The organism is Pacificispira spongiicola (assembly GCF_012926505.1).
Lineage (GTDB): Bacteria > Pseudomonadota > Alphaproteobacteria > UBA8366 > Aestuariispiraceae > Pacificispira > Pacificispira spongiicola.
In genome coordinates this window covers 412086-436597 of record NZ_JABBNT010000005.1, presented here as the reverse complement: position 1 = coordinate 436597, position 24512 = coordinate 412086, and the positions used below count along the sequence as shown (strand labels likewise).

Sequence of the window (24512 nt, the reverse complement as noted above, 5' to 3'; positions counted from 1 at the left end):
CGGGCGTCAATCGGGATTGGGATTATAGTTTGCGTATTTCCTCCAGGAAGGAGTCGACGGACCGGCTTAACAAGGCTGCTTGCTGGCTCAACTCGGATGCGGCCTTCAGCGTTTCTGACGCTGCTTCCCCAGTTTCCCTGGATGCCTGACCGACGCCGTCGATATTCGAACTGACCTCGCTTGTCGCGGCATGCTGTTTTTCCACAGCGGCGGAAATGGCCGCGGATATTTCGCTGATCTGGTTGATGCTGGCGGTGAACGTTTCCATGACGGCGATCGCGCGATGGGTGGCGCTTTGCATGGTCCGCACTTGTGTATCGATTTCCTCTGTCGCCTTCGCTGTTTGGTTCGCGAGGCTCTTCACCTCGTTCGCGACGACGGCGAAGCCTTTGCCGGCCTCGCCCGCTCGGGCGGCCTCGATCGTCGCATTCAACGCCAATAGATTGGTCTGGTTGGCGATGTCGTTGATCAGTTGCATGACGTCACCGATCTTGTCGGCGGAATCTGTCAGGGTCTGGATGTCGTGCTTGGATTTTTTGGAATTTTCCACAGCTTCATTGGACACGCGTGCAGCGACCGCGACCTGTTGTCCGATTTCCGTGATCGACCGCGACAATTCCTCCGCTGCCGACGCCACGGTGTTTGCCTGCACGCTGGTCTCCTCGGCCCCGGACGCCATGGTTTCGGACGTCGCCTGCATTTCGGTCGATGCGGAAGACACACCGTCGACCACCGTTTTCACATCCGCTTCGAACTGGTCGGCGAGTCGCACTTGCGCGGTCACGACCGACCAGGTCAGCAGGGCGGCGAAGTAATGACCGGATTTGTCATACAATGCGGAGACGTTCAGGTTGAGGAATTGGTCACCAAGCCTGATCCTGGTCGAATGCGGCAGGTTGGACGGGTCTTTCAGCAAGTTGCGTTGATGGGCTGGGTTTTTGTGGAATACGTCGATATTCGCGCCGATCAGATCCTTCGCCTTGATCGGCAGCAAATGTTCGATGCTTTTCAGTGTGTCCTTCGTCGCCTGATTGGCATAGGTGATTTCAAAGGTTTCGATATTGCACAGGATCGTATTGATCGGCATTTGGTCCAGCATCTGCGCCTGCACCAGATTTTGCCGTTCATGTTCAACCTTGTCCGTAATCACCGACCAGGTGACCATCGGCGCTATATAGCGTCCAGATTTGTCCGTAATCGGGGTGATATGCAGGTCCAGATATTCGCCGCCGATGGAAATGACGGCGGAATGCGGCAGGTTCTTCGGGTCTTTGAGCATCTGGCGTTGATGCGCCGGATTTTTATGGAAGATATCGATACAGGTGCCGAGCATCTGGTCGGCCCGGCACGGTAGCGCATGTTCGATGGTTTTTAATGTCTCTAGGCTTTTTCGGTTCAGGTAGTCGATTTTGAAATTCTTGAGATCGCAGGTCATTACGTTGATCGGCATATACTCGATCATCGATCGATACGTATGCGCATTGTAGCTCACGCCAGCCTCTTTCTCCCACCACCCCTAAAGTTCTAAATACAGGAAGTACAACCGCTCGATCACAAGTGGGTACAAGTCTAGGCAACAGCTATAGTTCTGTGAAGCTGCGATTTAAAATTTCTAGTTTCCTCGAATACATCTTGTTCTTAAGCAGGTTCAACGCGGTTCCGACCAGCCGCTTTTGCACGATAGAGAGCCTCGTCCGTGCGTCGGATCAAATCGTCCAAATGCTCGGATTTTGACAATTGCCCGACGCCCATGCTGATGGTGACCCGCGCTTCGCCCTTGCCGGTGAGTACCGGGGTATTCTCGATTTCGCGTCGGATATTGTCCGTGATGGTCTGTGCCTGATTCAGGTCGCAGTCCGGAAGGACGATCAGGAATTCCTCACCGCCCCAGCGGCAGATCGAATCCGATCCCCGCAAATTTTCCTTCATGATCCGGGCGATGGTCTGAAGCACCTTGTCGCCTGCGAAATGGCCCAACCGATCGTTGACCAATTTGAAATGGTCGATATCGACCATGGCCACGGCCAGCGGAGACTCCATTCGCCGCGCATTGCGCAGCATGTAGTCCAGAACGATTTCAAAGGCATGTCGGTTTGCGACGCCGGTCAGCTTATCCGTTGTCGCCATTTCCTCCAGCTGGTTCTGGTAGCGGCCGATGATGAGGTTGGCGAGAGCGACAACGACCAGGGTAACGGCCAAACAAATCGCGAGGTTCCAGATCAGCGCGCTTTGAATGCCCGAGGCGGTTCGACCTTCCGGTTCCTCGACAATCAGGTACCAGCCGAAATCCGGGATCAGTCGGCTGTTCAGATAAACCGTATCGCCGTTGCGTTGATATTCGATCGTACCGCTGGGGGAGGTCAGGATCTTGGTCGCGACCGGCGCCAGGTCAGGATCGTCGCGCAGGGACTCCGCGAGGTTGGAGCCGACGGCGCGCAGGGTTACATTGCCTTCGCGGTCCACGAAGAAAATTCGCCGCCCGTAGCGTTTCTGATAGGCTTCGATCAGGTGGCGGACGTCGGAGACGGACAGCCCGACACCGGCGGCACCCAGATAGCCGCCTGTATAATCGTAAACCCGATAGTTTACGAAGACCGTCAGCCGGGTCGGATCCGCAGTGTCCCAGTCGACATTGACTTCATAGTCGTCTTTCATCGTTCGGACGCGCTTGTACCATTGATCCTGCGGATCGTCGTCGGTCACAGTGCGCAATATGCCGGACGGGTGGTAGTACCGCCGCGTTCGTTCTGAAACATAAAAGGCCGTTACGGTTTCATATCGCGTTTGGATGGCTGTCAGGTAACGCTGAATCTGAGAGGCGTTCTGTTCGCCGCGGATTGTCCAATCGCGCAGAAACGTATCCTGCGCCATCAGCGAAGAGATGAAGATGGGCCGCAGGATGTCGCGTTGGATTTCGGAATAAATATTGTCGCTGGTCAGGGGAAGCGTGCTTTCGGATACCTGTCTGGCGATGGAGTCATGGGCCACGAAATAGCTGACGAGGCTGGTCACGACAAAACCGGCCACCAGCATTGCACTGAGGGCTGCCACATATCGGTACTTACGTTTGGAAAGCATTTACTGAACCTTGTGCCCGATCTCCCGCCCGGAAAATAGTCGACCGGGATGGGCGGGGAAACCCAATATTCACGCGGTGTTTAATATCCATGGAATCTTAATACGCCCTTAATCGAATGCCCTCTCAATTGAATGGCGACGAGCGGGCTTGCCGCGGGCGGGGCGTCTGCTTACGGTCGCTGAAATCATCCCTCCTCAATAAGGCCTGTAAAAATCATGACCCACAGCGTTGACCGTATTCCTCTGAAATCGCCGTCTCCGGGAACCGAACGGTTCCTGACCGTGCACCGTTTCGGAACCGAAGGGGCGCGACCAAAGGCTTATCTGCACGCTGCCTTGCATGCCGACGAATGGCCGGGGCTGATGGCGCTGCATCACCTGGTTTCGATGCTGGATGCGGCGGATCGCGAGGGGAAGATCGTCGGGGAAATTATCGTACTGCCGTACGCCAATCCGATCGGCATGGACCAGCGTCAGGGCGGGGCCGTTCCCGGTCGCTATGCCTATGACGGATCCGGCAACTTCAACCGGAACTGGCCGGACCTATCGCCCATGGCCGCGCCCTATCTCGGCAACGGTCTCACCGGCGATGCCGACGCGGACATCGTCGCGTTTCGCGGGGCGTTGAAAGCTGCTGTCGCCGATTTGCCCGCGCGATCCGATGTTCAACATTGGCGCGCGACGCTGCTGGGGCTCAGCGTGGATTCCGACTATGTGATCGATATTCATTGCGACCAGGAAGCGCAGGCACATGTCTATTGCCATGTCGAACATGCGGAAATTGCGCGCGAAATGGCCGCCGCCATCGACTTCCCGGTCGTTCTGCTGGAGGAGGAAGCGGGCGGCTTCAGCTTCGACGATTGCAATGCCGGTGTTTGGCGCCGCATGGGCGGGCTGGTTGAAAACGGGGACGCGCTGTCCATGACCTGCTTCGCCTGTACCCTGGAACTGCGCGGTAAAGACGATATCGAGGACGATCTGGGGCGCAGCGATGCGGAAGGTCTGTACCGGTTTCTGGCGAAACGTGGCCTGATTTCAGGGGATGGCACGGCGCTTTCCGATGGGCCGATACCGTATCGACTGGACGAGGTCGATGTCATTTCATCCCCCATCGCCGGGCTGGTCGCGTTCAAGGCGGCGGTAGGCGAAACGGTCGCGGCGGGACAGGTGGTCGCCGAAGTCATCGACCTGACGGCGGCGGATCCGCTGACGGCGCGCATCCCGTTGAAATCGTCCACGGACGGCCTGTTCTTCGCGCGGAACGACCTGCGTCTGGTTCAGCCAGGGGAGAATGTCGGGAAGGTGGCGGGGCGGCAACCGCTTGCACACCGCAAGAAGGGCGCCTTGCTGGAACCGTGATGTGAAGGAACGGTCGGGCTTACCGTTATACGGTTACCCGGCCGCTTTCTGCTGCGCCTCGTGCGGGTCGCGCAGGACGTAGCCCCGGCCCCAGACGGTTTCGATATAGTTGTCGCCGTTCGACGCGGCGGCCAGTTTCTTACGCAGTTTGCAGACGAAGACGTCGATGATCTTCGCTTCCGGCTCGTCCATTCCGCCGTAAAGGTGGTTCAGGAACATTTCCTTGGTCAGCGTCGATCCCTTGCGCAGGGCCAGTAATTCGATGATACCGAATTCCTTGCCGGTCAGATGTACCGGTTGGCCTTCGATATTGACGACGCGGGAGTTCAGATCGACCCGCAGAGCGCCGATGCTGATTTCCGAGTGGGAATGACCGCGCGACCGGCGCACGATCGCCTGAATTCGCGCAATAAGTTCGCGTTTGTCGAACGGTTTGGTCAGGTAATCGTCGGCACCGTAGCCGAGGCCTTTGATCTTGTTGGACATTTCCGCCAGACCGGACAGAATCAGGACCGGCGTTTCGACGCGCGCGTCGCGCAGTCGACGCAGGACCTCATACCCGTCGATATCCGGCAGCATCAGGTCCAGGATGATCAGGTCGTAATCGTATAATTTCCCGATTTCCAGACCGTCTTCGCCACAGTCGGAATGGTCAACGATGTACCCTTCGGATTTCAGCATCAATTCGATGCTTTGCGCCATAAGGCTGTCGTCTTCGACCAAGAGAATACGCATCAAAACCCCCTAGGGCGCATTCAGTGCGCCTCATATTCGAAATATTAATTACCATGCTACCGGCTTCCTGGCCATACTCTCTTGATTTGACGGAACTCCGGGGCATTTCCCGGGTTGGAATCAAGCGGTATAATCCGAACCTCCTTCGATATGTGGAGCGCGTATGTCGAGCCTCTTGGATTTCCTGATCGCCGACTTGTCGAAAGTATCCGACAGACAGGTCTACGGACGTGTCGCGGCGGTGCAGGGCATGCTGATCGAAATCGAAGGCGTGGAGGGGCATCTGTCCATCGGCGACCGTTGCATGCTTCAGGCGCGGCGCGGCAAGACCGTTCCGTGCGAGGTGGTGGGTTTCCGCGACAAACGGGCACTGGCCATGCCCTTCGGCGCGCTGGAAGGGGTTGCGTTGGGCACCAAGGCATTCGTGGTGAGCGCTCAGCCGACGATCAATCCGACCCGGGAATGGCTGGGACGGGTCATCAATGCATTCGGGGACCCGGTGGACGGTCTGGGCCCGCTGCCCTTGGGGGAGGAGGCCGTGGCGATCCGGGGGGACCCGCCGCCGGCGCACAAACGGCGGCGGATCGGCGGAAAGATCGATCTCGGCGTCCGGTGTCTGAACACCTTCACCACCTGCTGCCGCGGACAGCGTATGGGGATATTTGCCGGGTCCGGCGTCGGGAAATCGGTGCTGATGGCCATGATGGCGCGGTTTTCCGAGGCAGAGGTCATCGTCATCGGCCTGATCGGCGAACGCGGGCGCGAGGTTCAGGAATTCATCCAGGATGAACTGGGGGAAGAAGGCCTGGCGCGCAGTGTGGTCGTCGTCGCGACCTCCGACGAATCGGCACTGATGCGGCGGCAGGCGGCCTATATGACCTTCGCCGTCGCCGAATATTTCCGGGATCAGGGCAAGGATGTGCTCTGCTTGATGGACAGCGTCACCCGTTTCGCCATGGCGCAGCGTGAAATCGGCCTGTCGGCGGGCGAACCCCCGGCGACCAAGGGCTATACGCCGACGGTCTTTTCCGAATTGCCGCGTCTGCTGGAGCGCGCCGGGCCCGGACCGGATATCGGTACGATTACCGGCCTCTTTACCGTCCTTGTCGAAGGCGACGACCATAACGAGCCGATATCGGATGCAGTGCGTGGGATTCTGGACGGTCACATCGTGTTGGATCGTACCATCGCGCATCGGAACCGCTATCCCGCCGTGAATATTCTGCGCTCCGTCTCGCGTACCATGCCCGACTGCAATACCGAGGATCAGACGCGGATCGTCAACCGCGCGCGCCGGCTACTTGCCACCTATGACGACATGGCGGAATTGATCCGGTTGGGCGCCTATCGCAAAGGGTCCGATCCGGCGGTGGATGAGGCGATCTCTTTCAATACGCCGCTGGAAGACTTCATCGCCCAGGGGAAGAACGAAACGACATCGCTGGAACAGGGGTATTCCGAGTTGGCAGCGGTGCTGGGCGAAGACTATCCGGGCGCCGCCTAAAATGGCCGGGGTTAGATAATGGCAGGGGATACGCTGGATACTCTCGTCCGTCTGGCGGGACGCAGTGTCGATAACGCGAGACGCGCCCTGCAAGTCCTGCTGGCCGAAGAAGACCGCATCAATGCCGACTATGCCGCGCTGGCGGAACGGATCGAGTCGGAATCGGAAATGGTCCGAGCAAAGCCCGAATTCGGCAGCCAGTTCGGATCCTTCATGGTCTGGGCGAAAGACCGGCGGGAGAAGCTGGACGCGGAAATGCGCGAATTGGTGCCGAAGATCGACACCGTCCGCGACGCCCTTGCCGATGCCTTTGCGGAGCAGAAGAAATACGAAATCGCCAAGCAAAACCGCGACGAGGCGGAAGCCGCAGACGAGAAGCGCAAGGAAGGCATCGCCATGGATGAAATGGGACTGAATGCCTTCCGCCGTAAGGACGGCGCTTAGATCTGCGCCAGGTGGGCCAATAGCGCCGGATTGTCCCAGCGCGGGCGACGGTCTTCCACCAGGATGGCGTGCCCGGCGTCCAGTGTGTTCCGGCTTGCCATGATGCGGATTTGCAGGAAGCGCGGCACCAATTCGTTGTTCAGATCGTCCAGAATGATGGCGGCCAGGGCTTCCAGACTTTCTTGCGAGTGGAGTCCGGCGAGGTATGTGCCGAAACCGTCTTCCTGCACCAGCAGCTTGTCCGGAACGTAGCGCAGTTCGATCAAGGCGGCGCCTTCCATGGCGGTGCCGCTCAATCGGCACAGATAATCCGCCCGTGGTAGCGGGTTGGGGATGGTCTCCAATTCCGCGTGACGGTTCAGCGCCGCATTCAGGTCAGCGGCGTCTTTGGCCAGGGCGGCAGTGATGTCGTCGGTCTTGCTCATACCGTCAATCCATGCGGGATGTCTTCATTCGGAACAAGGTCGAAATGGGACACGACGGAAAATTCAACCTGTCCGGATAGGCCCAGCGCACTGACGGTATCGGCGAACAGGCCGCGAATGTCGTCGCGGGCTTCCGGCGGCAGGGCGCGTTGGCTGCGAACCATGACATCGACCTTCTTGTCGCGGGACAGGCCGTCCAATTGGATCGGCCCCAGATGGCTGAAACTGGCTTCCACGACGAAGCGTTTCGCCTCTTCCTTCTTGCCGCCGCCTTTACCGTTTTCCTCGTCCTTCGGACGGTCGCGGGTATAGAGACGGATTTCGTCGACTTGATTGCCGTTCATCAGGGGCAGGGAGGTCACGCGCCAATCCTGACCGGCGGCGTCCCTCGTGCGGGTATGCGTCGGGGTTACCTCGCCGTCCAACTCCGACAGCAGGCCCGGCTTTCCCGCGGCCCGCCCGGCGGCGTCGATACCGCGCGCCGTGTCCCCGCCCAACCATTTCTCCGCGCCGCCCTGCCGCATGGCGCTGAGCAGAAAGACAGCCGCCAATCCCATTTGTCCATTCGGCTGCGGCAGCAGCGATTGGGTCATGCGTTGTGCCAGGGCCGGGTCGCCGCCTTTCAGCAAGGCGACGGCGTCCTGTAGCGCCTGATAGCGCGCGGCGGCCCCCTGCGCGGCGGCGGACCCGAAGGCCGCTATTTTCGGTGTGCCGACCAACCCCAACATCAGTTGGGTTCCGGTAGGAGGCGGGTTCGGCATGGTCAAATTGACCGTCCCCATCGGTGTTTGGACGGATACCGATCCACTACCCGTTTGACCGGTGACGGTCCCGGTGAAGGTGCCCGGCGTGCCACCCGCCAACGATTGGCCGGGTGGGGCGAAGGACAGCAGGCGCAACTGTACGGCGCTTCCCGGGGGTAGAACCGGCAGTGGGCTTTGTGCCGGTGCGGTCGGGGCGGGGGTGCCGCCGCCGGTCGGTTGCGCTGCCGTATTCACGGTCGTTTGCGCGGAAGGGGAGGACGTCGGTGTTGTTTGAGCGGTTGCGGCCGCTGTTGCCGAGGTCGCAGATGTCGGCGGGGCGGTAATTGTGCCCGACAGGACCGATCCGACAGAGGTATTCGTGACGACGGCAGGCTGCGGGGCTGCGGTTTGGGCCGTTTGCGGGGCTGGTTGTTGCCCCGCCGTCGCGGTTCCGGTCTGCGCCGCGCCCGGATTCTGCGGTTGCAGGAACAGCGTCGCCTGACCGCCGGACGAGACGGATTGCAATGCAACGGCCAGATTTGTGCCGGGCGGCAAGGGCAGGGGCGTTTGCACCTGCACCGTTTGTCCTTGCACGGACAACGTCAATTGGCCCGCTGCGGGTTTCGCCGTGACCTGTGCGGTCAGGGTGGCGCCGTTTTGCAGCGCTTGCGCAAGGCTTGGGGGGAGGCTCGGCGAGACTGTCGCCGTGCCGGAAGGGAGGGGGGGGGCGTTTGCCGCCGGGGCGGACCCTGTGCCGCCCGCTGTCGGTACGATGGGTGTCTGCATTTCTATCCGGCCGGTTCTCCGGCCCCTCTATAGCATAATTTCGCGTCGGATTCCCTTCTGGTCCCCGCTCGGAAATACTGAAGCAGGAATTGTACCAAACTAAAGCAAGGAGCGGGCGATCGCCTCGACATCCGATGCCGCTTCCGATGTGGGGGACCGTGTCAGCAGCGGCTGTTGCGCCCGGATCGCGTCTCGAACACGGTTGTCGCGCCGGACGATCCCGGCCAGCGGCGGTTTCCGCTTCAGGAAATTCTCGCAAGACCGTGACAGGATATCGTAGGTCTTTTGACCCGCCGCCTGACTTTCCGCACCGTTGACGACGATGCGGATATCCATGCCGGGATGGTTCGTCCATCCCAGTTTTATGAAGGCATAACCGTCGGTAAGGGACGTCGGCTCGTCATTGACCAGCAGCAAGGTGCGGGACGCGGTCGCGGCCAGCATCTGGACGGTCTTGTCGACCCCGGCGCCCAGATCGATCAGCACATGTTGGTAGCCGCCCGCTAGCGCGACCAACTCGCGCCCGATCCGCTCGATGCGGGGCGTGGGCAGGCTGGCCAGCGAACCGCTGCCCGACCGGCCCGCGATGATGTCGAACGGCCCCGCTGCAAACTTTTCGACGCATTGGGTCATACGCAATTTGCCCGCGATGGCGAGCGCAAGGTCGCGTTCCGGTGTCAGCCCCAGTTGAATGTCGATATTCGCCAGCCCCAGATCGCCGTCGAACAGCAGGACCTTGCGTCCCGAACGGGCCAGGGCCTGGGCAAGCGTGATGGCAAACCATGTCTTGCCGACGCCGCCCTTGCCGGAAGCGATCGCGATCAGATTGTTGTTCGGCGCTTGGGCATTCATCGCTCGCTACTCCCCCACCCCGATGCCGGACTTGGCCGGTTCGGCAGTTGCTTCGGGTATCAAAAGTTTCGCCAAGGCGCCGGCATCCATCGGCGTCAGTCCCTGACCGATTTCCGGCGCCAGAGAGACATCGGAAATCGCCAGATTTCCGGCCTCCGCCGCAGCCAGAATCGCGCCCAGGCGTTTGGCCATATCCAAGCCGGTCGTCATCAGGCGGGTCGCGCCGACGGGTCGGAATGCCTCTGCGATTTCGGCGGCTTCCTCCGCGTTTCGTCCGGCGGTCAGGACCAGCACGGTTTCCGTCTTTCCCGCTTCCGCCAATTCCACCAGATGTGCCAGTTCGTCCAGGTGATAAGGGTTGGTTCCCGGCGTATCGATGACGACAAGTTCGCTGCGGCGAATGCGGGTGAGGACGGATGCCAGCGCGGCGCCGTCGGATGCCTCGTAAAGCGTCGCCCCCAACCGGTCGGCATAAGCGCGCAATTGTTCGACCGCACCGATGCGAACCGGGTCCGCCGCGATCAGCGCGACAGGCGTTTCGTCGTCCTTGTCATGGGTCAGCGCGATGCGGGCGGCCAGCTTCGCACAGGATACCGTCTTCCCTACGCCCGGCGGACCGATCAGCATGATTGGCGGCGGCCCCGGCCTGTCCGGTAGCGGCTTGAAGGTGAAAACTTTCGCCAAGGCATGGGCCAGGGTGTCCTTTGCCGTTTCCGCTGTCGTATCGGATGCCGCGTCGAGCAAGCGGTCGACCAATGGCGGCGGTGTGCCGTGCTGTTCCAGGATGCGCGTGATCGTTTCCAGGATTTCTTCCGAGGGACCGTCGTTGAAAAAATCGAAATTCTGTTCTTCCGGTTCGATAGCGGCGGTCACGCGGGCGCCGCGATTGGCGTCGTCTTCATGGGTTGCGACGATGATCGCATTCGGCCCCAAGGTTTGACGGACCAGTTCCATGGCGGCGGGAAGGCTGTCTGCGTGGAAAGTTTTCAGGCGCATGGCTTAGATCGAGTCCACCGTCTTGATCCGCGCCTTGGGATGGATTTCGTTCTGGCTCATCACCACGGTGACGGGCCGGAAACGTTCAATCACGGACCGCACATAGGGACGGATATTCGGGCTGACCAGCAGGGCCGGGGTTTCGCCCTGCATCGCCTGACGTTCGAAAACGGTGCGGACCAGACCGATGAATTCCTGAAGCTTCGACGGTGCCATCGCCAATTGCCGTTCGTCGCCCTGACCGACAAGGCTTTCCAGGAAGGCCTGTTCCCAGGCGGGCGTCAAGGTCACCAGGGTGACGTAGCCGGAATCGTTGGTATTCGCGTCCGATATCTGACGTGACAGGCGGCTGCGGACATGTTCGGTGATGTTTGTCAAATTGCGTGTATAGCCGACGGCCTCGGATATGCCTTCCAGGATCGTCGGCAGGTCGCGGATCGACACGCGTTCGTTCAGCAGGTTCTGCAACACGCGCTGGACCGCGCCCAGGGCGATCTGGTTGGGGATCAGGTCGCTGACCAGTTTCTGCTGTCCCTGCGGCAGTTCGTCCAGAAGCTTCTGCGTTTCGGAATAGGACAACAGTTCCGACATGTTGTCCTTGATGATTTCGGTGATGTGGGTGGTGATCACGGTGGCGCTATCCACGACGGTATAGCCCCGGAACATCGCTTCTTCGCGCTGGTTTTCCTGGATCCAAACGGCGGGCAGACCGAATGTCGGTTCCACGGTGGCCTCGCCGGGCAGGGAGATCTTTTCCCCATGCGGATCCATACACAGCTGCATATTGGGCCGCAGGTCCCCGCGTCCGGCCTCGATCTCCTTCACGCGGATGACATAGGTATTGGCCGGAAGCTGCAGATTGTCCTGAATGCGCACAGCGGGCATGACGAAGCCCAAATCTCCCGCCAGTTGGCGGCGCAGGGATTTGATCTGGTCCGTCAGTTTGTGTTCTTGCGACGCATTGATGAGCGGCAACAGCCCATAGCCGAGTTCCAGCCGGATCAGGTCGATTTGCAGCGCCGCCGAAATCGGTTCCTCCTTCGGCGCCATCTCCGCTGCGGCTTCCTGCTCCAGGACCTTGGTTTCTTCCTCTACCTTCCGGCGGGCGTTGCCCTGCGACACGAAGAAAGCGCCCGCCCCGGCGGCAAGCGACATGATCAGGAAGGGCCAGGCGGGCAGGTCCGGAATCGCCGCCATCAGCAATAGCATCCCCGACGCCATGCCCAGAGCGCTGGGATAGCCGGATAGCTGTCCGAACAGGGCTTTGTCGGTCGCGCCGCTGACCCCCGCCTTGGTTACCAGTAGACCCGCGCCGACGGATACGATCAGCGCCGGCACCTGACTGACCAGACCGTCCCCGATGGTCAGCAGGGTATAGTTCTCCGCCGCGTCGGCCAGGGACATGTCACGCTGCACGACGCCGATGATGATGCCGCCGATGATATTGATAAAGGTGATCAGAAGACCGGCGATCGCATCGCCGCGCACGAATTTCGACGCACCGTCCATGGCCCCGAAGAAGGAGCTTTCCGACTCCAATTCCTTACGGCGGGCGCGGGCTTGATCCTCGTTGATCAGGCCGGACGACATATCGGCGTCGATCGCCATCTGTTTGCCGGGCATCGCGTCCAAGGTGAAACGGGCGGCGACTTCCGCGATACGGCCCGCACCTTTGGTGATGACGATGAAGTTGATCAGCACCAGGATGGCGAAAACGATTACCCCGATGACATAGTTGCCCCCGGCAACAAAGCCGCCGAAGGCCTGAATAACCTGTCCGGCGGCGTCCGTGCCGGTATGTCCTTCGGACAGGATCAGGCGTGTCGAGGCGACGTTCAACCCCAGCCGCAACATGGTCGCGATCAGCAGGATTGTCGGGAAACTGGTCAGTTCCAACGGCGAGACGATGAAGATAACCGTCATCAGGATCAGGACGGAAATCGTGATCGAGATCGATAGCGACAGGTCCAGAAGCCATGTCGGCAACGGGATCAGCAGCAGAACCAGGATCGCCATGATCCCGACGGGCAGCAGCAATTCCGAACTGGTGAAAGCGGAACGCAGGCGATCGCCCGCATCGCCCCCGATGCGGGTTACGGAGCTTTTCTTGGTATCGCCCGTTTCCGCCATCTCACCATCCGAAGGCCGACTCTTTGGAGGGCCTCTTGTAAACGTTCCTTACTACGCACCCGTTCGCACGATTCGTCGGGGGCGACGATCCATCAATCTCAGGACTCACCGGGAGCCGGGACAGCAAATCCTTCTTCGGAATATTGCTTCAGCTTGTTTCGCAATGTTCGGATCGAAATCCCCAGGATATTCGCCGCATGCGTCCGGTTGCCGAGACAATGGCCCAACGTGTCGATGATCAGATCGCGTTCGACATCCGCGACAGTGCGTCCGACCAGCCCAACGGCATTTGCATCGGCGGCAGGATCGACGCCGCCGGGCATGCCGCCAGGGGCGGCGTCCATGCCGGTGCTTTCCGACGCGGGTTTCGGGGCCGGTGTCGAGGCGTGGGCCTGTTGGGGCGCTTCGGTCAGCATAATCGCCTCCGTTCCGATTTCGTCGCCGCCGGCCAGGAGCACGGCGCGATGCATCGTGTTTTCCAGTTCACGCACATTGCCCGGCCAGTGATAGGTCTGCAGCATCGCCTTGGCGTCCGCCGACAGGGCGCGAACGGGCATGCCGTTGGCTTCCGTGTACTTTTTGACGAAATGATCCGCCAATAGGGGGATGTCCTGCGGGCGTTCCGCCAGCGACGGCAGCGACAGATTCACGACATTCAGGCGATAGTACAAATCCTCGCGGAAGTCGCCGGACTTCACGCTTTCCTGCAGGTTCCGGTTCGACGTCGCCAGGATGCGGACATCCACCTTAACCGGCTTCGAGCCGCCGACCCGGTCGATCTCCCGTTCCTGAATGGCGCGCAGCAGTTTTGCCTGAAGGCGCGGGTCCATCTCGCTAACTTCGTCGAGAAGCAGGGTGCCGCCATTGGCTTCCTCGAACTTGCCGACACGCCGGGCGATGGCACCGGAAAACGCGCCTTTCTCATGCCCGAACAATTCGCTTTCCAGCAGGTTTTCCGGAATGGCGGCGCAGTTGACGGCAACGAAGCTTCCAGCGGCGCGGCGAGACTTGGCGTGCAGATAACGCGCCATGACTTCCTTCCCCGTCCCGGACTGGCCGGTGATCAGGACGGAAGCATCGGACGGCGCGATCTGATCCGCCAGCTTGATGACGCGCTGCGTCGCCGGGTCGCGATGGATGATGCTGGTGCTTTCTTCGGCCACGGCTTCCAAAACCGCCGCGATCAGGTCCGGGTCCGGGGGGAGGGGCAGGTATTCCTTCGCGCCCGACCGGATGGCGCCGGCAGCGGTCGCAGCGTCGGTGCCCTCGATGCCGCAGGCGACGACGGGCGTGTTGATGCGTTCGGATTCCAGCGCCTTGCAGAAGCGTTCCAGGTTCAGCCGAACATCGACCAGAACTACATCCGCGCCCTTGCCGTTGCGCAGATGCTCCAGCCCCTGATCGATGGAATCGACGGCCGCGACCTTCGCCCCGCGCTTGATCGCGATTTGGCTGGCCGTCGTCATATGCCCTTCCAGTGTGCCGATGATCAGAAGTTTCATAACGTCACCCGAAATAGTCGATGCGCGCCGACGGCGGCAGGATGGTGTTGAACAGCATTTCCAGGCGGCGCGGATTTTCCTGACGCCCGATGGACGCCGCCGCCATGACATAGAGTTGGTTCAGGATCATTTCCTCCGCGGCGTTGCGTTCCAGCTTCGCCGCCAGCGGGGTGAAAACCATATTGGACAGCAAGGCGCCATAGAAGGTCGTCAGCAGCGCGACCGCCATGGACGGGCCGATGGAATTCGGGTCGTCCAGGTTGGCCAGCATTTGGATCAGGCCGACCAGAGTCCCGATCAGCCCCATCGCCGGGGAGATTTCAGCGGCCTTCTTCAGGATCGAAACCGCCCGCGCGCTGCGTTGGGCGGTCGACTGCACCTCCCGCCGCATGATGCGTTCCACATCTTCGCCCGGCGTTCCGTCCACGACCATCGCCAACCCGGCGCGCAGCATTTCGCGGTCTTCCACGGCGGGCATATAGTTCTGGATCGCCAGGACACCCCGGAATCGCGCGATCTGCGCCAGTTGCAGCAGTTGTAGCGCAGCCTCGCCCGCATCCAGGTTGCTGCGGAAAAAGGCGCGTCCGATGATGCGTGCGGATTCCGCGATATCACGGAGCGAGAAACAGGCCGTGACCACGCCGAACGTGCCGCCGATGACGATCAGAACGGACGGCCAGTCGACAAAGGAGGACGGGCTGCCGCCGAGAACGATCGCTGATCCGACCAGTGCGGCGGCGCCGATCAGCCCCAGGATGGTCGCCAGATCCACGGACCCCCGGGTGGAGGGCTGTGTCAGCGGCCGTTCTCCTGAACGGCTTTGATCCGATTGCAATGCCATGCGGGCTTATGTCCGATCCGTTATGGGCTGTGGTTAAGGCCGTTTCCGACCGGCTGTTGTCAGGTCTGCGTTTTGTCGGATTTGATGATTTCCGTCATGGTCACGCCCAGCTTGTCGTCCACCAGGACAACCTCGCCACGCGCGACAAGGCGGTTGTTCACGTAGATGTCGATCGCTTCTCCGACCTTACGGTCGAGTTCGACCACGGCGCCGCGCCCCAGTTTCAACAACTGGCTGACCTGCATGGACGATTTACCCAGCACGGCGGCGACCTGCACCGGAATTTCGTAAACCGCCTCGAGGTCGCGGGCGCCGGTGGGTACGGCCAGATCGGCGGCGCGCGGGTCCAGATAGTCGTCCGTGCTGACGCCGTCGCCCAATTCCTTCAGATCGAAATTGTCGGCATTCTTGCCGGATTCCGCGGCCTCGGCGGCCATGGCCGCGGCCATATCGGTGTCGTCCGCGTCCGGCTCTGCCGCGCCGTTTTCGGGATCGTCTGTTTCGTCAGCCATATTTTCTACTCCTCACCGGACGGGGAAGGGCGGGTATCCGCCGGATCGTCGGTTTCGTCGTCATAATCGTCGTCCAAGTCTGCGTCGGCGGCGTTCTTGGCCTCTTCGCGTTCCGCGATTTCCGCCTCGACGCGGGAAACTGCACGGTCGATTGCCGCATCGATATCGCCGCGAATGGAATCGTAATGGCGTTCGGCGCCGCCCGCGCCCCAATCGACCCGAATGTCGGACGGGCCCATCGTATCGTCGGCCAGCACGCGGAATTGTCCTTCGAAGCCGACGCGTTGTACCACCCGGTCCAGGCGTTCGCCCAATTGATCCATCGTTTCTTCCGACAGAAAGACGGTCAGGCGTCCGGCGTCCTGCAACTCCGCCAGACAATCGGAAACGACGGCCAACGCCTCGTCCGCGCCGTGTTCGCGGATATAAACCGGCATCAGCTTCGACATCAGGGCCTGCACCATCCGGGCCATGTTGGCCTGGGCCCGTTCGTTCGCCAGCTTCTGTTCCGACGCCAAGGACCCGACAAGCGGAACGATCCGTTCCAGCAGGTCGTTCAGGTTCTTCTCGATCGTCTCCAGGGCCTCGGTCTGGCCTTCGCGGAATCCGTCCGCGTGACCGTCCATATAGGCTTCCTGCTTGAACGCCGTGATATCGTCTTCGGAATAGATCAGCTCGATCTCGGGTTCCGCCGGTTCCGGATTTTCCGCCGCTTCCTTGGCCGCCTTTTCCGCCGCGATCTGCTCACGCGACTTCACCTCCCGTCCGTAATCGTCGAAGGCACGATCGAACAGGAAAGGTTTCATGTCTGCGCTTTTTGCAGGGATTGCCATACGCTCCTTCCGATCAATAGATCAGTTCGTCTTCGGCGCCGCCTTCGGAGATCACGATCTCGCCCTTGGCGGCCAAATCCTTGGCCAAGTTCACCATTTCCATCTGCGCCTCGTCGACGTCGCGCAGGCGGACCGGCCCCAATGCGTTCATGTCTTCGCGCAGGATCTTCGCCGCGCGTTCGGACATGTTGGAGAAGAACAGTTCCTTCATCTGTTCCGACGATCCCTTCAGCGCCGTGCCCAGCTTGTCCTTGTCGACATTGCGCAGCAGCGTCTGAACCCCGCTGGGATCGAGTTTCTGAAGGTCCTCGAAGGTGAACATGAGGGCCTTGATCCGCTCCGCGCTGTCGCGGTTGCGCTCTTCCAGCAGCGTCATGAAGCGGTTTTCGGTATTCCGGTCCAGGGCGTTGAAGATTTCCGCCATCATCTCGTGGCTGTCGCGCCGCGCCGTCCGCGCCAGGTTCGTCATGAACTCGTTGCGCAGCGTCCGTTCGACATCGTCCAGAACTTCCTTCTGCACCGCCTCCATGCGCAGCATACGCATGATGACTTCCATCGCGAAGCTTTCCGGCAGGGAGGCAAGCACGCGGCTGGCATGGTCCGGTTTGATTTTCGACAGAACGACGGCGACGGTCTGCGGATATTCGTTCTTCAGATAGTTGGCGAGAACGACCTCGTTCACATTCGCCAGCTTATCCCACATGGTACGACCCGCCGGACCGCGGATTTCTTCCATGATGGTCGCGACTTTTTCCGGGTCCAACGTCTTAAGCAGCAGACGTTCCGTGGATTCGTAGGACCCGACCAGGGAGCCGGTGGACGAAATCTGTTCCGCGAATTCGACGAACAGACGTTCGACAAGGTTCGAACTGACCGTGCCCAAATTCGCCATGGATTGGGAGATCTCGCGGATCTCCTCGTCATCCATATGGGTAAAGAGCTTGACGGCGTTGTCTTCGCCGATGGCAAGCATCATCATCGCCGCCTTTTCGGGGCCTGAGAGGCTACGATAGTCGTCGCGAATACGCATTGTGCCGTTCGTGTCAGTTCTGTGCGTCGTTCAGCCGACCGTGCAGGTCCGCCCAAGATTCTTCCTTATAAGGCGAGTCCGGGCGATCCAACACGATTAAGCACGGACCCTAGTTCGATTCCTGATACATCCAACTGCGCAGGATGGACACGGCCTCTTCCGGGTGTTTCTCGATGATTTCGCCGATCTTTTTCAACGAGGATGCCTTCACCCGGCCTTCGATATGGGCGATGTCGATCATGGCGTCGAATTCACCGCCGCCTTCATGCGGCACCATATCGCCGCCCATCATGTCGCCCCCCATCATACCACCGGATTGGTCGGTGATCATGGTAGGCTGATCCGCCGCGGCGCGGGCTGCCGCTTCCTGCTGCTTCATGTCGAAGAAGCGGGTCATCAGCGGGCGGACGACGATCAGGGCCACCAGAATGATCGCGATCAGGGCGAAGAGCGGCTGCGCGAAGTTCCGCAGGCTCGACAGCGGGAAGGGGATGCCGAACAGCTGTTCTTCGTCCAGCGGCTCGAAGACGGGGACTTCCTCGAAGCGCAGATTGTGGATGGTGATCTGGTCGCCGCGGCCGCGATCGATACCGGCAGCCGATTCCACAAGTTCGCGCAGGACTTCCATCTCTTCGTCCGTGCGCGGCTGATAGGTGCCGTCTTCAAGGCGAACACCATCAACCACGACCGCGACCGACAGACGTTCGATCCGACCCGGCGGCACGATGCGTTCGGTTTTCGTATTGCCGGTTTGGAAGTTCTGGATGGCATCGGTCTTGGATCGAGAGTCGGTGTTGCCCCCGGCGCCGCCGTCGATGCCCGGTGCGGCCGGCAGGTTGTTGCCGACAGTGACGCTATCCTGGGCCTGTTCCTGCGACTGCTGGACTTCCTCGACCTCGCGGGAGGAAACGAGTACCTGCTGTTCCGGGTCAAAGGACTGGATGTTCTGAACTTCCTGAGAGAAATCCATTTCCGCCGTGATCTCGACCCGGGCCTTGCCGACGCCGACGACCTTTTCCAGCATTTCGGTGATCTTGCTGCCGACACGACTTTCATAGCCGGAGCGCATGTCGGCGATGTTGGTCGCGCTCATCGGGCCATCTTCGGCGTCGCCGCCGCCATGCAGCAGGGTGCCGCGATCGTCGATGATGGTGATGCGGGACGGGTCCAGCTGCGGCACCGCCGTGGCGACCAATTGTTGGATCGCCGCCGTACGGTTGGAATCCAGACGCTGCGCGCCCTTCATCTTGATGATGATGGAGGCGGTGGCCGGCTGCGGTTCGCGGGTGAAGACTTCTCGGCGCGGCATGACGATATGGACGCGGGCGCCGCGGACATTGTCGATGGACGCGATGGTGCGGGAAAGCTCGCCTTCCAGCGCGCGCAGCTTGTTGATTTCCTGCGTGAAGCTTGACTGGCCCAGGCTTTCGTCGCGGTCGAAGATGTCATATCCGACGATGGCGCCGCTTAGGCCCTGTTCCGCGAATTCCAGGCGAAGCTGAGCAACTTGATCGCGCGGCACCGAAATCCGGGTCTGGTCCGCCGACATGCTGAATTCGACCTGGCGGCTGGCCAGTTGGTCGGCGATCTGATTGGTGGCTTGCGGGTCCAGGTCGCTGTAGAGCAGCGCCATTTCCGGCTTGGAACTGTTGATGATCAGGAAGACGAGAAGACCCAACATGACCGCGGTCCCGGCGACGATCGCCGTAACCCGGGGCATCCCGATATTGCGAATGGTCTCTATCAAGCCACCCATGATCCGTTCCTTCCGTTCCGGCTGCCAGATCGGGTCGGTTCTGCGCTTGGGTAAAACGCCTTCCGTGCCCGGCCGGGGGGTGGCGGTACTTTGCCAGTGCGACCCCCTGATACTTCCCCACCATTATTTCCCACCGTCCGATCGGTTCCCAAATTCAATCCGTGGGCGGCGCGAAAACTCCCTCAACGTCGGTGTGTCGCTATAGACGAATCGTATCGCGAAAATCTGATTCGGGACCGATTCTCTTTCGGGAGAACCACACCATTTCCCCCTACACCTTGATCGGCAAAAATTGCCTATCTCCATGCGAACATAACTTAATTCGGTGCCTACGCAATGGAAAATCTACAAAATATTGTATAAATTCCGCGCGATTCGAAGACTTTATCTGATACTCGTCAGTAAAGAGCGCATACCAGATATTGTATTCGTAGAGTCATTTCAGACTCTTATGGCACTTTTGCCTAACGTTACGGTTTCCGGCGCGTCACAAGCAGGCCTTCTTCACCGTGAACCGACAGGGCGCTACGCCAGCCGTTCAGTTCCTCAAGCGTGAGACCGTAGCGGTCGCAGGCCTCTTGTTCGTCCAGCACGCCCCGATCGAGCGCCCGTACGATTTGTGCCTTTCTGGAAGCGACCCAACGCGCCGTTCTGGCGGAGGGAAGGATGACGGGATCGGCGTGGGGAGGTGTCGGTTTACGATCCTCGTTTCGCATGCCTGTCGGTCCCGTTTCACCCGTTAAAAACAATACTGCACTGGAAGTTCTTAATAAATGATAAAAGCAGATAAAATTTTAACGATCCACCGAAATTTCCCAGTGTCGGTATATCCGGACCCCGACCGTGCCAAAAGGAAGGGGCGCCCGATTGGGGCGCCCCGACGTTGTGCGGCTGGAAGGTTCCTGACCGAGACGACGGTAAAGCCGACGTCGCCGGTCAGAGACTATTACCGTTTCGCCCGGATCAATTCGTCCAACATCTCATCCGCCGTGGTAATGATACGGGTGTTGGCGGCGAAGGCGCGTTGGGTGACGATCAGTTTCGTGAATTCATCGGCAAGGTCGACGGTCGACTGTTCCAGCGAGGACGGCGAAATCAAACCCGCACCACCGGAGTTCGCGACCTTCACGACCGCCTGACCAGAATTGTCGGTCTGGGCGTAGACGTTGCCGGTGAGGGCCTGCAAGCCGTTCGGGTTGTTGAAGGTCACCAGCGGTACCTGGAACAACTGACGCTGTTCACCGTTGTCGAACAGGGCGGTCACTTCGCCGTTTTCATCGACGGATACGGAAGACAGGGACCCGAACTGCTTGCCGTTCTGATCGATGTCGTTGATGACGCTGGTACCGTCGAACTGGGAGATACCGTCCGACCCGTTGATCGACCCGAGGTCGATGATGATCGACGCGGCGTCACGGGACGTGGTGTCGTCGCCGTCATAGTCGATCAGCAACTGCATCTTGTTGTCGCCGGTCAACCCGATCCCGGAGTTGGCGACACCGCCGAAATCGTCGGTGATCGACGCGATGGTCCCGTTCGAGTTGAATGTGATGCGGCCCAGATTGGCAACGCCGCCCGTGCCGATCGCATCGTCCGCGAATGCGGAATAGTCGGTTTCCGTTCCGGCGACGATGCCGAAGAAGGCCTCCAATTCGTCATCGCCCATGATTTCATCGGCGGCGGTATCCGCGCCGGTACCGTCATCAAGCTGTGATGCGGTAACGGCACCATCGTTGGAGACGTCCGTGTTGATGAACTGACCGGCGGAAATTTCCGCGCTGATATCCCAGGCATTGGCGGAAATCGCCGGGTCGACCTTGGTGAAGGTCAGGGTCAGCGTGCGTTTCGCGCCCAGTCGGTCGAAGACCTGAATGGACATATCGAACGTGCCGCCCGTCGCGGTCGACTGTTGTAGGTTCGCCTCCAGTTGGACCTGAGAGGTTTGGGTCGGCGTTGCGGACCGACTGGCGACGTTCACGCCGCTCATCGCGGACAGAACGTTCGTGACATCATAACCTGTATCCGTCGCATTGCGCGGGAAACCGAGAAGGTAGAACCCACCGGCATTGACGAGGTTTCCGTCCTTATCTGCCCGGAATTCGCCCGCACGGGTGTACATGATATCGCCCGTCGGCTCGTATTCGCCGGTCGTTGTATTCAGGGTCAGTTCGTCCGTCACCGCGAAGAACCCAGCCCCGGATACGGCGATGTCGGTTGCGGAAGTCGAGGAGGCGAGCAGGCCTTGCTGATCGATTTCGCGTGCGACATGCGATTGCACACCGCCCGAGGCAAACAGCGCCTCCGAAGCCTGCGTCGTGACGAGGGTAGAAAATTGAGGGCGGTTCACTTTGTACCCGACCGTGTTCACGTTGGCGATGTTATCGGAAATCATAGCCATCGCCTGGCTTTGTACGAACAGGCCGGAAACGCCGGACCGCAAACCACCGAAAATACTCATTTCAACATCCTCCGCGCTATGTATGCCGGGTCGGCATGCATCGGTGTATCTGGATTAAGAAGCCGTCTCCGGATCCTCGATTCCCAAAACCTGATTGATATTGACGGAGAACGAGCCGAGCTTCAGCATCGTCGTTCCATCGGCATATTCGACGCCTGTTACGGTGCCGCGGGTCTTGTAGGTCGGCTCGATTTCCTCGTTTTCCTTGGTCACGGCGGTGACCTGAAAGGAATAGGCGCCAAAATCTAGCGGATCGCCGTCGATGTCGGTGCCTTCCCAGGTAACGGTGTGCTCACCGAAATCGGTTTCCAGGCCGGTGATGATCCCGGCGAGGTTTCCTTCTGTGTCGTAGATTTCCATCACCGCCGCCTTCGCTTCTTCCGGAAGGTTGTAGGTCATTTCAACCGGCTCGCCTTGGAAATCGACCTCGTTGTAATCGGCGACAACAGACTTGCCGAGATATCCGACAGCCGCCGCCGCTTCGTTCTGTTGCTGTAGGCCGATAAGGTCGTCCAACTGGCCGCTATGGCGTACGGACTGTTCCAGATCCGCGAACATGACCAACTGGTTGGTGAATTCCGTCGTTTCCATGGGCGACAACGGGTCCTGGTTCTTCAACTGTGTCGTCAGAATGGTCAGGAAGTTGTCGAAGTTGTCCGACAGGCTGGACATCGCGGACAGCTGTTGGGCGCTGACCGTATTCACCCCGGAAGACGGCGAGGTGTTGTTCGATGTGCCTAGAACATCTGCGTAATTGCTCATTGTCGTTCTCCCGGGGGTCGGCCCCGAAGGCTCCTATTCGTTAAATTCGGACGTCCAGGCGGCCGTCGCCTTTGAAACCGCCGGTTTCTTCGAAGATGAAGCCGGACTGGATCAGATCGTCGTCGGGCCCCATCGTTTCGGCGGACGCCATGTTCTGTCCGGTTTCGCTGCGGTTGCCGCCCGCGTCCTGACCTTGCAGCGAGAAGCTCAGGCTGTTCTGATCGGCCTGCAGGCCCGCATCGTTCAGGGATTGCAGCAGATGGCGGGCGTCCTGACGCAGCATGTCCAGCGTTTCCGGTCGTTCGGCGGACACCACGGCGGTCATCTTGCCGTCATGGGTGACCTCCATTTTGACCTCGACCTTGCCGAGTTCGGCGGGACGAAGCTGAATGGTGATCTTGTCCTGACCCTGGGCGGCACCCTTTTGGATATTAACGGCGACCTGGTCGGTCAGGGCCTGGTTCGGCATGGCCGCGTTGCGGGCTGCCGCATTGGCTGGCGTTTGCGTCGGCATGCTGCGCTGCTGAACGGCATTGTTCTCGCCGAGCGTAGCCGCGCCGCCGGTCGCGCCATCCACGGTCATGCCGCTTTGCGTCGTGCCGGTCAGGCCGGATGTCTGTTTGCCGGCGGTGCCCATGCCGCTCAGGCCGAAACCCGGCTGCGTATTCTGGTTGGCCGGAGTCGGGGTTTGCTGCGCGTTGGCCTTCGGCGCGTCGGCGGTCGGCATATCGGTCTTGGCATTTGCGGCCGCATCGGCGGCCTTGGCACCGGCCGGGGTATTCTGCGCCTTGACGCGGTTGAAGATCGTGTTGGCGTTTTCCTCGGCTTCCGTGGCGGCGGCGGATTCCGCGTCGGCGGACGCCACCATTTCCGCGTTCTGCGCCTTGCGAGCCCCGGCGGCAGCATCCACGGCGGCCTTGGCGGAGAGCGTGGTTTGCGGCTGGGACGTCAGTTTTGCATCCGCGTCGGTCACCGTGACCTGCGCCTTGCCGGAACCTTTCTTCGCCGCTTCCTTCGCGGCTTCCGTCAATTCGGGGGAAATTTCTTCCGCATCGCCGGCATTGGCCGCGACTTCTGTCTTGGGTGCCTTCTTCGTGGCGTCGTTTAGCGTGGCGGCCTGGTTGGCGGCGCCGTCCTTGGTTTCCGTCTTACCGGATTGGGCCGCGGCGGCGGCTTGCGCCTGAACCGGCGCGTCCCCGGTATCGGCGAGCGCATCTACCTCGCCCGTTTCGACGGTGGTCGTCGGCAGAGTGCTTTCGATGGTGGGGTCGGTTATCGGTGCGGTCGCCGCCTGATCGCGATTGGCGTCGTCGGGACGGTCGGCTTTTTCATAGTCATCGCGGTCGTCGTGGCGTTCGGATGTGTCGCGGCGCTCGACGACCGGGGCTTCCTGACGATCGGAAGACGCCCGTTCCGGCAGTTCCAGCGACTGGTCCACGCGCGCGGAGCCGAAATTGTTCGACATGCGGTTTTGGAGAAGGGCCGAGAACTGCGACGCGACGGTGCCGCCGTCGGTCTGGGCATCCTGCTGCGAACGGTCTTTGTCCTTGCTGCGCTCCGTAGCAGAGCGGCGCGCGTCGGAACCGTACAGTTCGTACATCGTATCGTTGGCACTTGTAACGGACATGGCGCATCTCCGGTGTCAGATTTGCCATATCCGGAGCAAGCGGCGGGCCAGTTTTTGGGAACGGTCGTATGTGGTTGAAAAAAAGGAATAAAATATTTTCGGATTTGATCGGTTTGGCGCGCGTGATCGGAGGCGTATC

General features: G+C 60.4%; 21 protein-coding genes. 3 read left to right on the top strand and 18 right to left on the bottom strand.

The annotated features are described in order from the left end of the window. Positions 1-22 precede the first annotated feature (22 nt). The gene (locus HH303_RS20320) at positions 23-1492 is read right to left on the bottom strand and encodes a methyl-accepting chemotaxis protein (RefSeq protein WP_169626730.1); all 1470 of its coding nucleotides are present in this window, start codon (positions 1490-1492) and stop codon (positions 23-25) included. Positions 1493-1638: 146 nt separating this feature from the next. Next, entirely contained in the window at positions 1639-3078 is a 1440-nt protein-coding gene (locus HH303_RS17895) for a sensor domain-containing diguanylate cyclase (protein WP_169626729.1), read from the bottom strand. Between the two features lie 216 nt (positions 3079-3294). Here HH303_RS17895 and HH303_RS17890 point away from each other — a divergent pair, with 216 nt between their 5' ends. Next, positions 3295-4437 carry a succinylglutamate desuccinylase/aspartoacylase family protein gene (locus HH303_RS17890; protein ID WP_169626728.1) on the top strand — a complete coding sequence of 381 codons (1143 nt, stop codon included), beginning with the start codon at positions 3295-3297 and terminating at the stop codon, positions 4435-4437. Between the two features lie 33 nt (positions 4438-4470). On the opposite strand, the gene ctrA is transcribed toward HH303_RS17890, so the two are convergent. Further along, positions 4471-5172, bottom strand: coding sequence for a response regulator transcription factor CtrA (gene ctrA, locus HH303_RS17885; protein ID WP_169626727.1), 702 nt, complete (start codon positions 5170-5172; stop codon positions 4471-4473). A gap of 163 nt (positions 5173-5335) precedes the next feature. Here ctrA and fliI point away from each other — a divergent pair, with 163 nt between their 5' ends. Then, on the top strand, positions 5336-6676 hold the full coding sequence (fliI, locus tag HH303_RS17880; RefSeq protein ID WP_169626726.1) for a flagellar protein export ATPase FliI: 1341 nt from the start codon (positions 5336-5338) through the stop codon (positions 6674-6676). Between the two features lie 18 nt (positions 6677-6694). After that, positions 6695-7120 carry a flagellar export protein FliJ gene (fliJ, locus tag HH303_RS17875; RefSeq protein ID WP_169626725.1) on the top strand — a complete coding sequence of 142 codons (426 nt, stop codon included), beginning with the start codon at positions 6695-6697 and terminating at the stop codon, positions 7118-7120. Here fliJ and HH303_RS17870 read toward each other — a convergent pair. The 15 genes from HH303_RS17870 to HH303_RS17800 all read right to left on the bottom strand — a co-directional run bounded on the left by HH303_RS17870 (position 7117) and on the right by HH303_RS17800 (position 24373). Next, on the bottom strand, positions 7117-7545 hold the full coding sequence (locus tag HH303_RS17870) for a hypothetical protein (protein WP_169626724.1): 429 nt from the start codon (positions 7543-7545) through the stop codon (positions 7117-7119). The two genes, fliJ and HH303_RS17870, sit on opposite strands and share 4 nt — an antisense overlap. Further along, entirely contained in the window at positions 7542-9074 is a 1533-nt protein-coding gene (locus HH303_RS17865; protein WP_169626723.1) for a hypothetical protein, read from the bottom strand. The genes HH303_RS17870 and HH303_RS17865 overlap by 4 nt, the downstream gene beginning before the upstream one ends. 99 nt (positions 9075-9173) lie before the next feature. Further along, entirely contained in the window at positions 9174-9926 is a 753-nt protein-coding gene (locus tag HH303_RS17860; RefSeq protein WP_169626722.1) for a nucleotide-binding protein, read from the bottom strand. A 6-nt stretch (positions 9927-9932) separates the two neighbouring features. Further along, positions 9933-10922 (bottom strand): flagellar biosynthesis protein FlhF, encoded by a 990-nt coding sequence (locus HH303_RS17855; protein ID WP_169626721.1) that lies wholly within the window; start codon positions 10920-10922, stop codon positions 9933-9935. A gap of 3 nt (positions 10923-10925) precedes the next feature. Beyond that, positions 10926-13052 carry a flagellar biosynthesis protein FlhA gene (flhA, locus tag HH303_RS17850; RefSeq protein ID WP_169626720.1) on the bottom strand — a complete coding sequence of 709 codons (2127 nt, stop codon included), beginning with the start codon at positions 13050-13052 and terminating at the stop codon, positions 10926-10928. Between the two features lie 98 nt (positions 13053-13150). Next, positions 13151-14554 (bottom strand): sigma-54-dependent transcriptional regulator FlbD, encoded by a 1404-nt coding sequence (flbD, locus tag HH303_RS17845; protein WP_169626719.1) that lies wholly within the window; start codon positions 14552-14554, stop codon positions 13151-13153. A 4-nt stretch (positions 14555-14558) separates the two neighbouring features. Further along, on the bottom strand, positions 14559-15395 hold the full coding sequence (locus HH303_RS17840; protein ID WP_169626718.1) for a motility protein A: 837 nt from the start codon (positions 15393-15395) through the stop codon (positions 14559-14561). Between the two features lie 59 nt (positions 15396-15454). Next, positions 15455-15832, bottom strand: a complete 378-nt coding sequence (fliN, locus tag HH303_RS17835; protein ID WP_169626849.1) for a flagellar motor switch protein FliN — start codon at positions 15830-15832, stop codon at positions 15455-15457. 80 nt (positions 15833-15912) lie between these two features. Then, positions 15913-16740 (bottom strand): FliH/SctL family protein, encoded by an 828-nt coding sequence (locus HH303_RS17830; protein WP_169626717.1) that lies wholly within the window; start codon positions 16738-16740, stop codon positions 15913-15915. A 13-nt stretch (positions 16741-16753) separates the two neighbouring features. Further along, positions 16754-17770 carry a flagellar motor switch protein FliG gene (gene fliG / locus HH303_RS17825; RefSeq protein WP_169626716.1) on the bottom strand — a complete coding sequence of 339 codons (1017 nt, stop codon included), beginning with the start codon at positions 17768-17770 and terminating at the stop codon, positions 16754-16756. A gap of 109 nt (positions 17771-17879) precedes the next feature. Then, the gene (fliF, locus tag HH303_RS17820) at positions 17880-19526 is read right to left on the bottom strand and encodes a flagellar basal-body MS-ring/collar protein FliF (RefSeq protein WP_169626715.1); all 1647 of its coding nucleotides are present in this window, start codon (positions 19524-19526) and stop codon (positions 17880-17882) included. Between the two features lie 470 nt (positions 19527-19996). Then, positions 19997-20242, bottom strand: coding sequence for a DUF1153 domain-containing protein (locus HH303_RS17815; RefSeq protein ID WP_169626714.1), 246 nt, complete (start codon positions 20240-20242; stop codon positions 19997-19999). A 230-nt stretch (positions 20243-20472) separates the two neighbouring features. Then, entirely contained in the window at positions 20473-21984 is a 1512-nt protein-coding gene (locus HH303_RS17810; protein WP_169626713.1) for a flagellar hook protein FlgE, read from the bottom strand. A 54-nt stretch (positions 21985-22038) separates the two neighbouring features. Further along, on the bottom strand, positions 22039-22746 hold the full coding sequence (locus tag HH303_RS17805) for a flagellar hook assembly protein FlgD (protein WP_169626712.1): 708 nt from the start codon (positions 22744-22746) through the stop codon (positions 22039-22041). 40 nt (positions 22747-22786) lie between these two features. Continuing rightward, positions 22787-24373, bottom strand: a complete 1587-nt coding sequence (locus HH303_RS17800; RefSeq protein ID WP_169626711.1) for a flagellar hook-length control protein FliK — start codon at positions 24371-24373, stop codon at positions 22787-22789. Between the last annotated feature and the right edge of the window lie 139 nt (positions 24374-24512).

What these genes read in the sequence shown, in the direction of transcription:
- fliI (WP_169626726.1), top strand. Translation starts at nt 5,336, where the DNA reads ATGTCGAGCCTCTTGGATTTCCTGATCGCCGACTTGTCGAAAGTATCC.
- HH303_RS17840 (WP_169626718.1), bottom strand. Translation starts at nt 15,395, where the DNA reads ATGGCATTGCAATCGGATCAAAGCCGTTCAGGAGAACGGCCGCTGACA.
- HH303_RS17810 (WP_169626713.1), bottom strand. Translation starts at nt 21,984, where the DNA reads ATGAGTATTTTCGGTGGTTTGCGGTCCGGCGTTTCCGGCCTGTTCGTA.
- HH303_RS17860 (WP_169626722.1), bottom strand. Translation starts at nt 9,926, where the DNA reads ATGAATGCCCAAGCGCCGAACAACAATCTGATCGCGATCGCTTCCGGC.
- HH303_RS17895 (WP_169626729.1), bottom strand. Translation starts at nt 3,078, where the DNA reads ATGCTTTCCAAACGTAAGTACCGATATGTGGCAGCCCTCAGTGCAATG.
- HH303_RS17830 (WP_169626717.1), bottom strand. Translation starts at nt 16,740, where the DNA reads ATGGCAATCCCTGCAAAAAGCGCAGACATGAAACCTTTCCTGTTCGAT.
- flbD (WP_169626719.1), bottom strand. Translation starts at nt 14,554, where the DNA reads ATGAAACTTCTGATCATCGGCACACTGGAAGGGCATATGACGACGGCC.
- HH303_RS17855 (WP_169626721.1), bottom strand. Translation starts at nt 10,922, where the DNA reads ATGCGCCTGAAAACTTTCCACGCAGACAGCCTTCCCGCCGCCATGGAA.
- HH303_RS17805 (WP_169626712.1), bottom strand. Translation starts at nt 22,746, where the DNA reads ATGAGCAATTACGCAGATGTTCTAGGCACATCGAACAACACCTCGCCG.
- ctrA (WP_169626727.1), bottom strand. Translation starts at nt 5,172, where the DNA reads ATGCGTATTCTCTTGGTCGAAGACGACAGCCTTATGGCGCAAAGCATC.
- HH303_RS17890 (WP_169626728.1), top strand. Translation starts at nt 3,295, where the DNA reads ATGACCCACAGCGTTGACCGTATTCCTCTGAAATCGCCGTCTCCGGGA.
- HH303_RS17870 (WP_169626724.1), bottom strand. Translation starts at nt 7,545, where the DNA reads ATGAGCAAGACCGACGACATCACTGCCGCCCTGGCCAAAGACGCCGCT.
- fliJ (WP_169626725.1), top strand. Translation starts at nt 6,695, where the DNA reads ATGGCAGGGGATACGCTGGATACTCTCGTCCGTCTGGCGGGACGCAGT.
- fliF (WP_169626715.1), bottom strand. Translation starts at nt 19,526, where the DNA reads ATGGGTGGCTTGATAGAGACCATTCGCAATATCGGGATGCCCCGGGTT.
- HH303_RS17815 (WP_169626714.1), bottom strand. Translation starts at nt 20,242, where the DNA reads ATGCGAAACGAGGATCGTAAACCGACACCTCCCCACGCCGATCCCGTC.
- fliN (WP_169626849.1), bottom strand. Translation starts at nt 15,832, where the DNA reads ATGGCCGCCGAGGCCGCGGAATCCGGCAAGAATGCCGACAATTTCGAT.
- HH303_RS17865 (WP_169626723.1), bottom strand. Translation starts at nt 9,074, where the DNA reads ATGCAGACACCCATCGTACCGACAGCGGGCGGCACAGGGTCCGCCCCG.
- fliG (WP_169626716.1), bottom strand. Translation starts at nt 17,770, where the DNA reads ATGCGTATTCGCGACGACTATCGTAGCCTCTCAGGCCCCGAAAAGGCG.
- flhA (WP_169626720.1), bottom strand. Translation starts at nt 13,052, where the DNA reads ATGGCGGAAACGGGCGATACCAAGAAAAGCTCCGTAACCCGCATCGGG.
- HH303_RS17800 (WP_169626711.1), bottom strand. Translation starts at nt 24,373, where the DNA reads ATGTCCGTTACAAGTGCCAACGATACGATGTACGAACTGTACGGTTCC.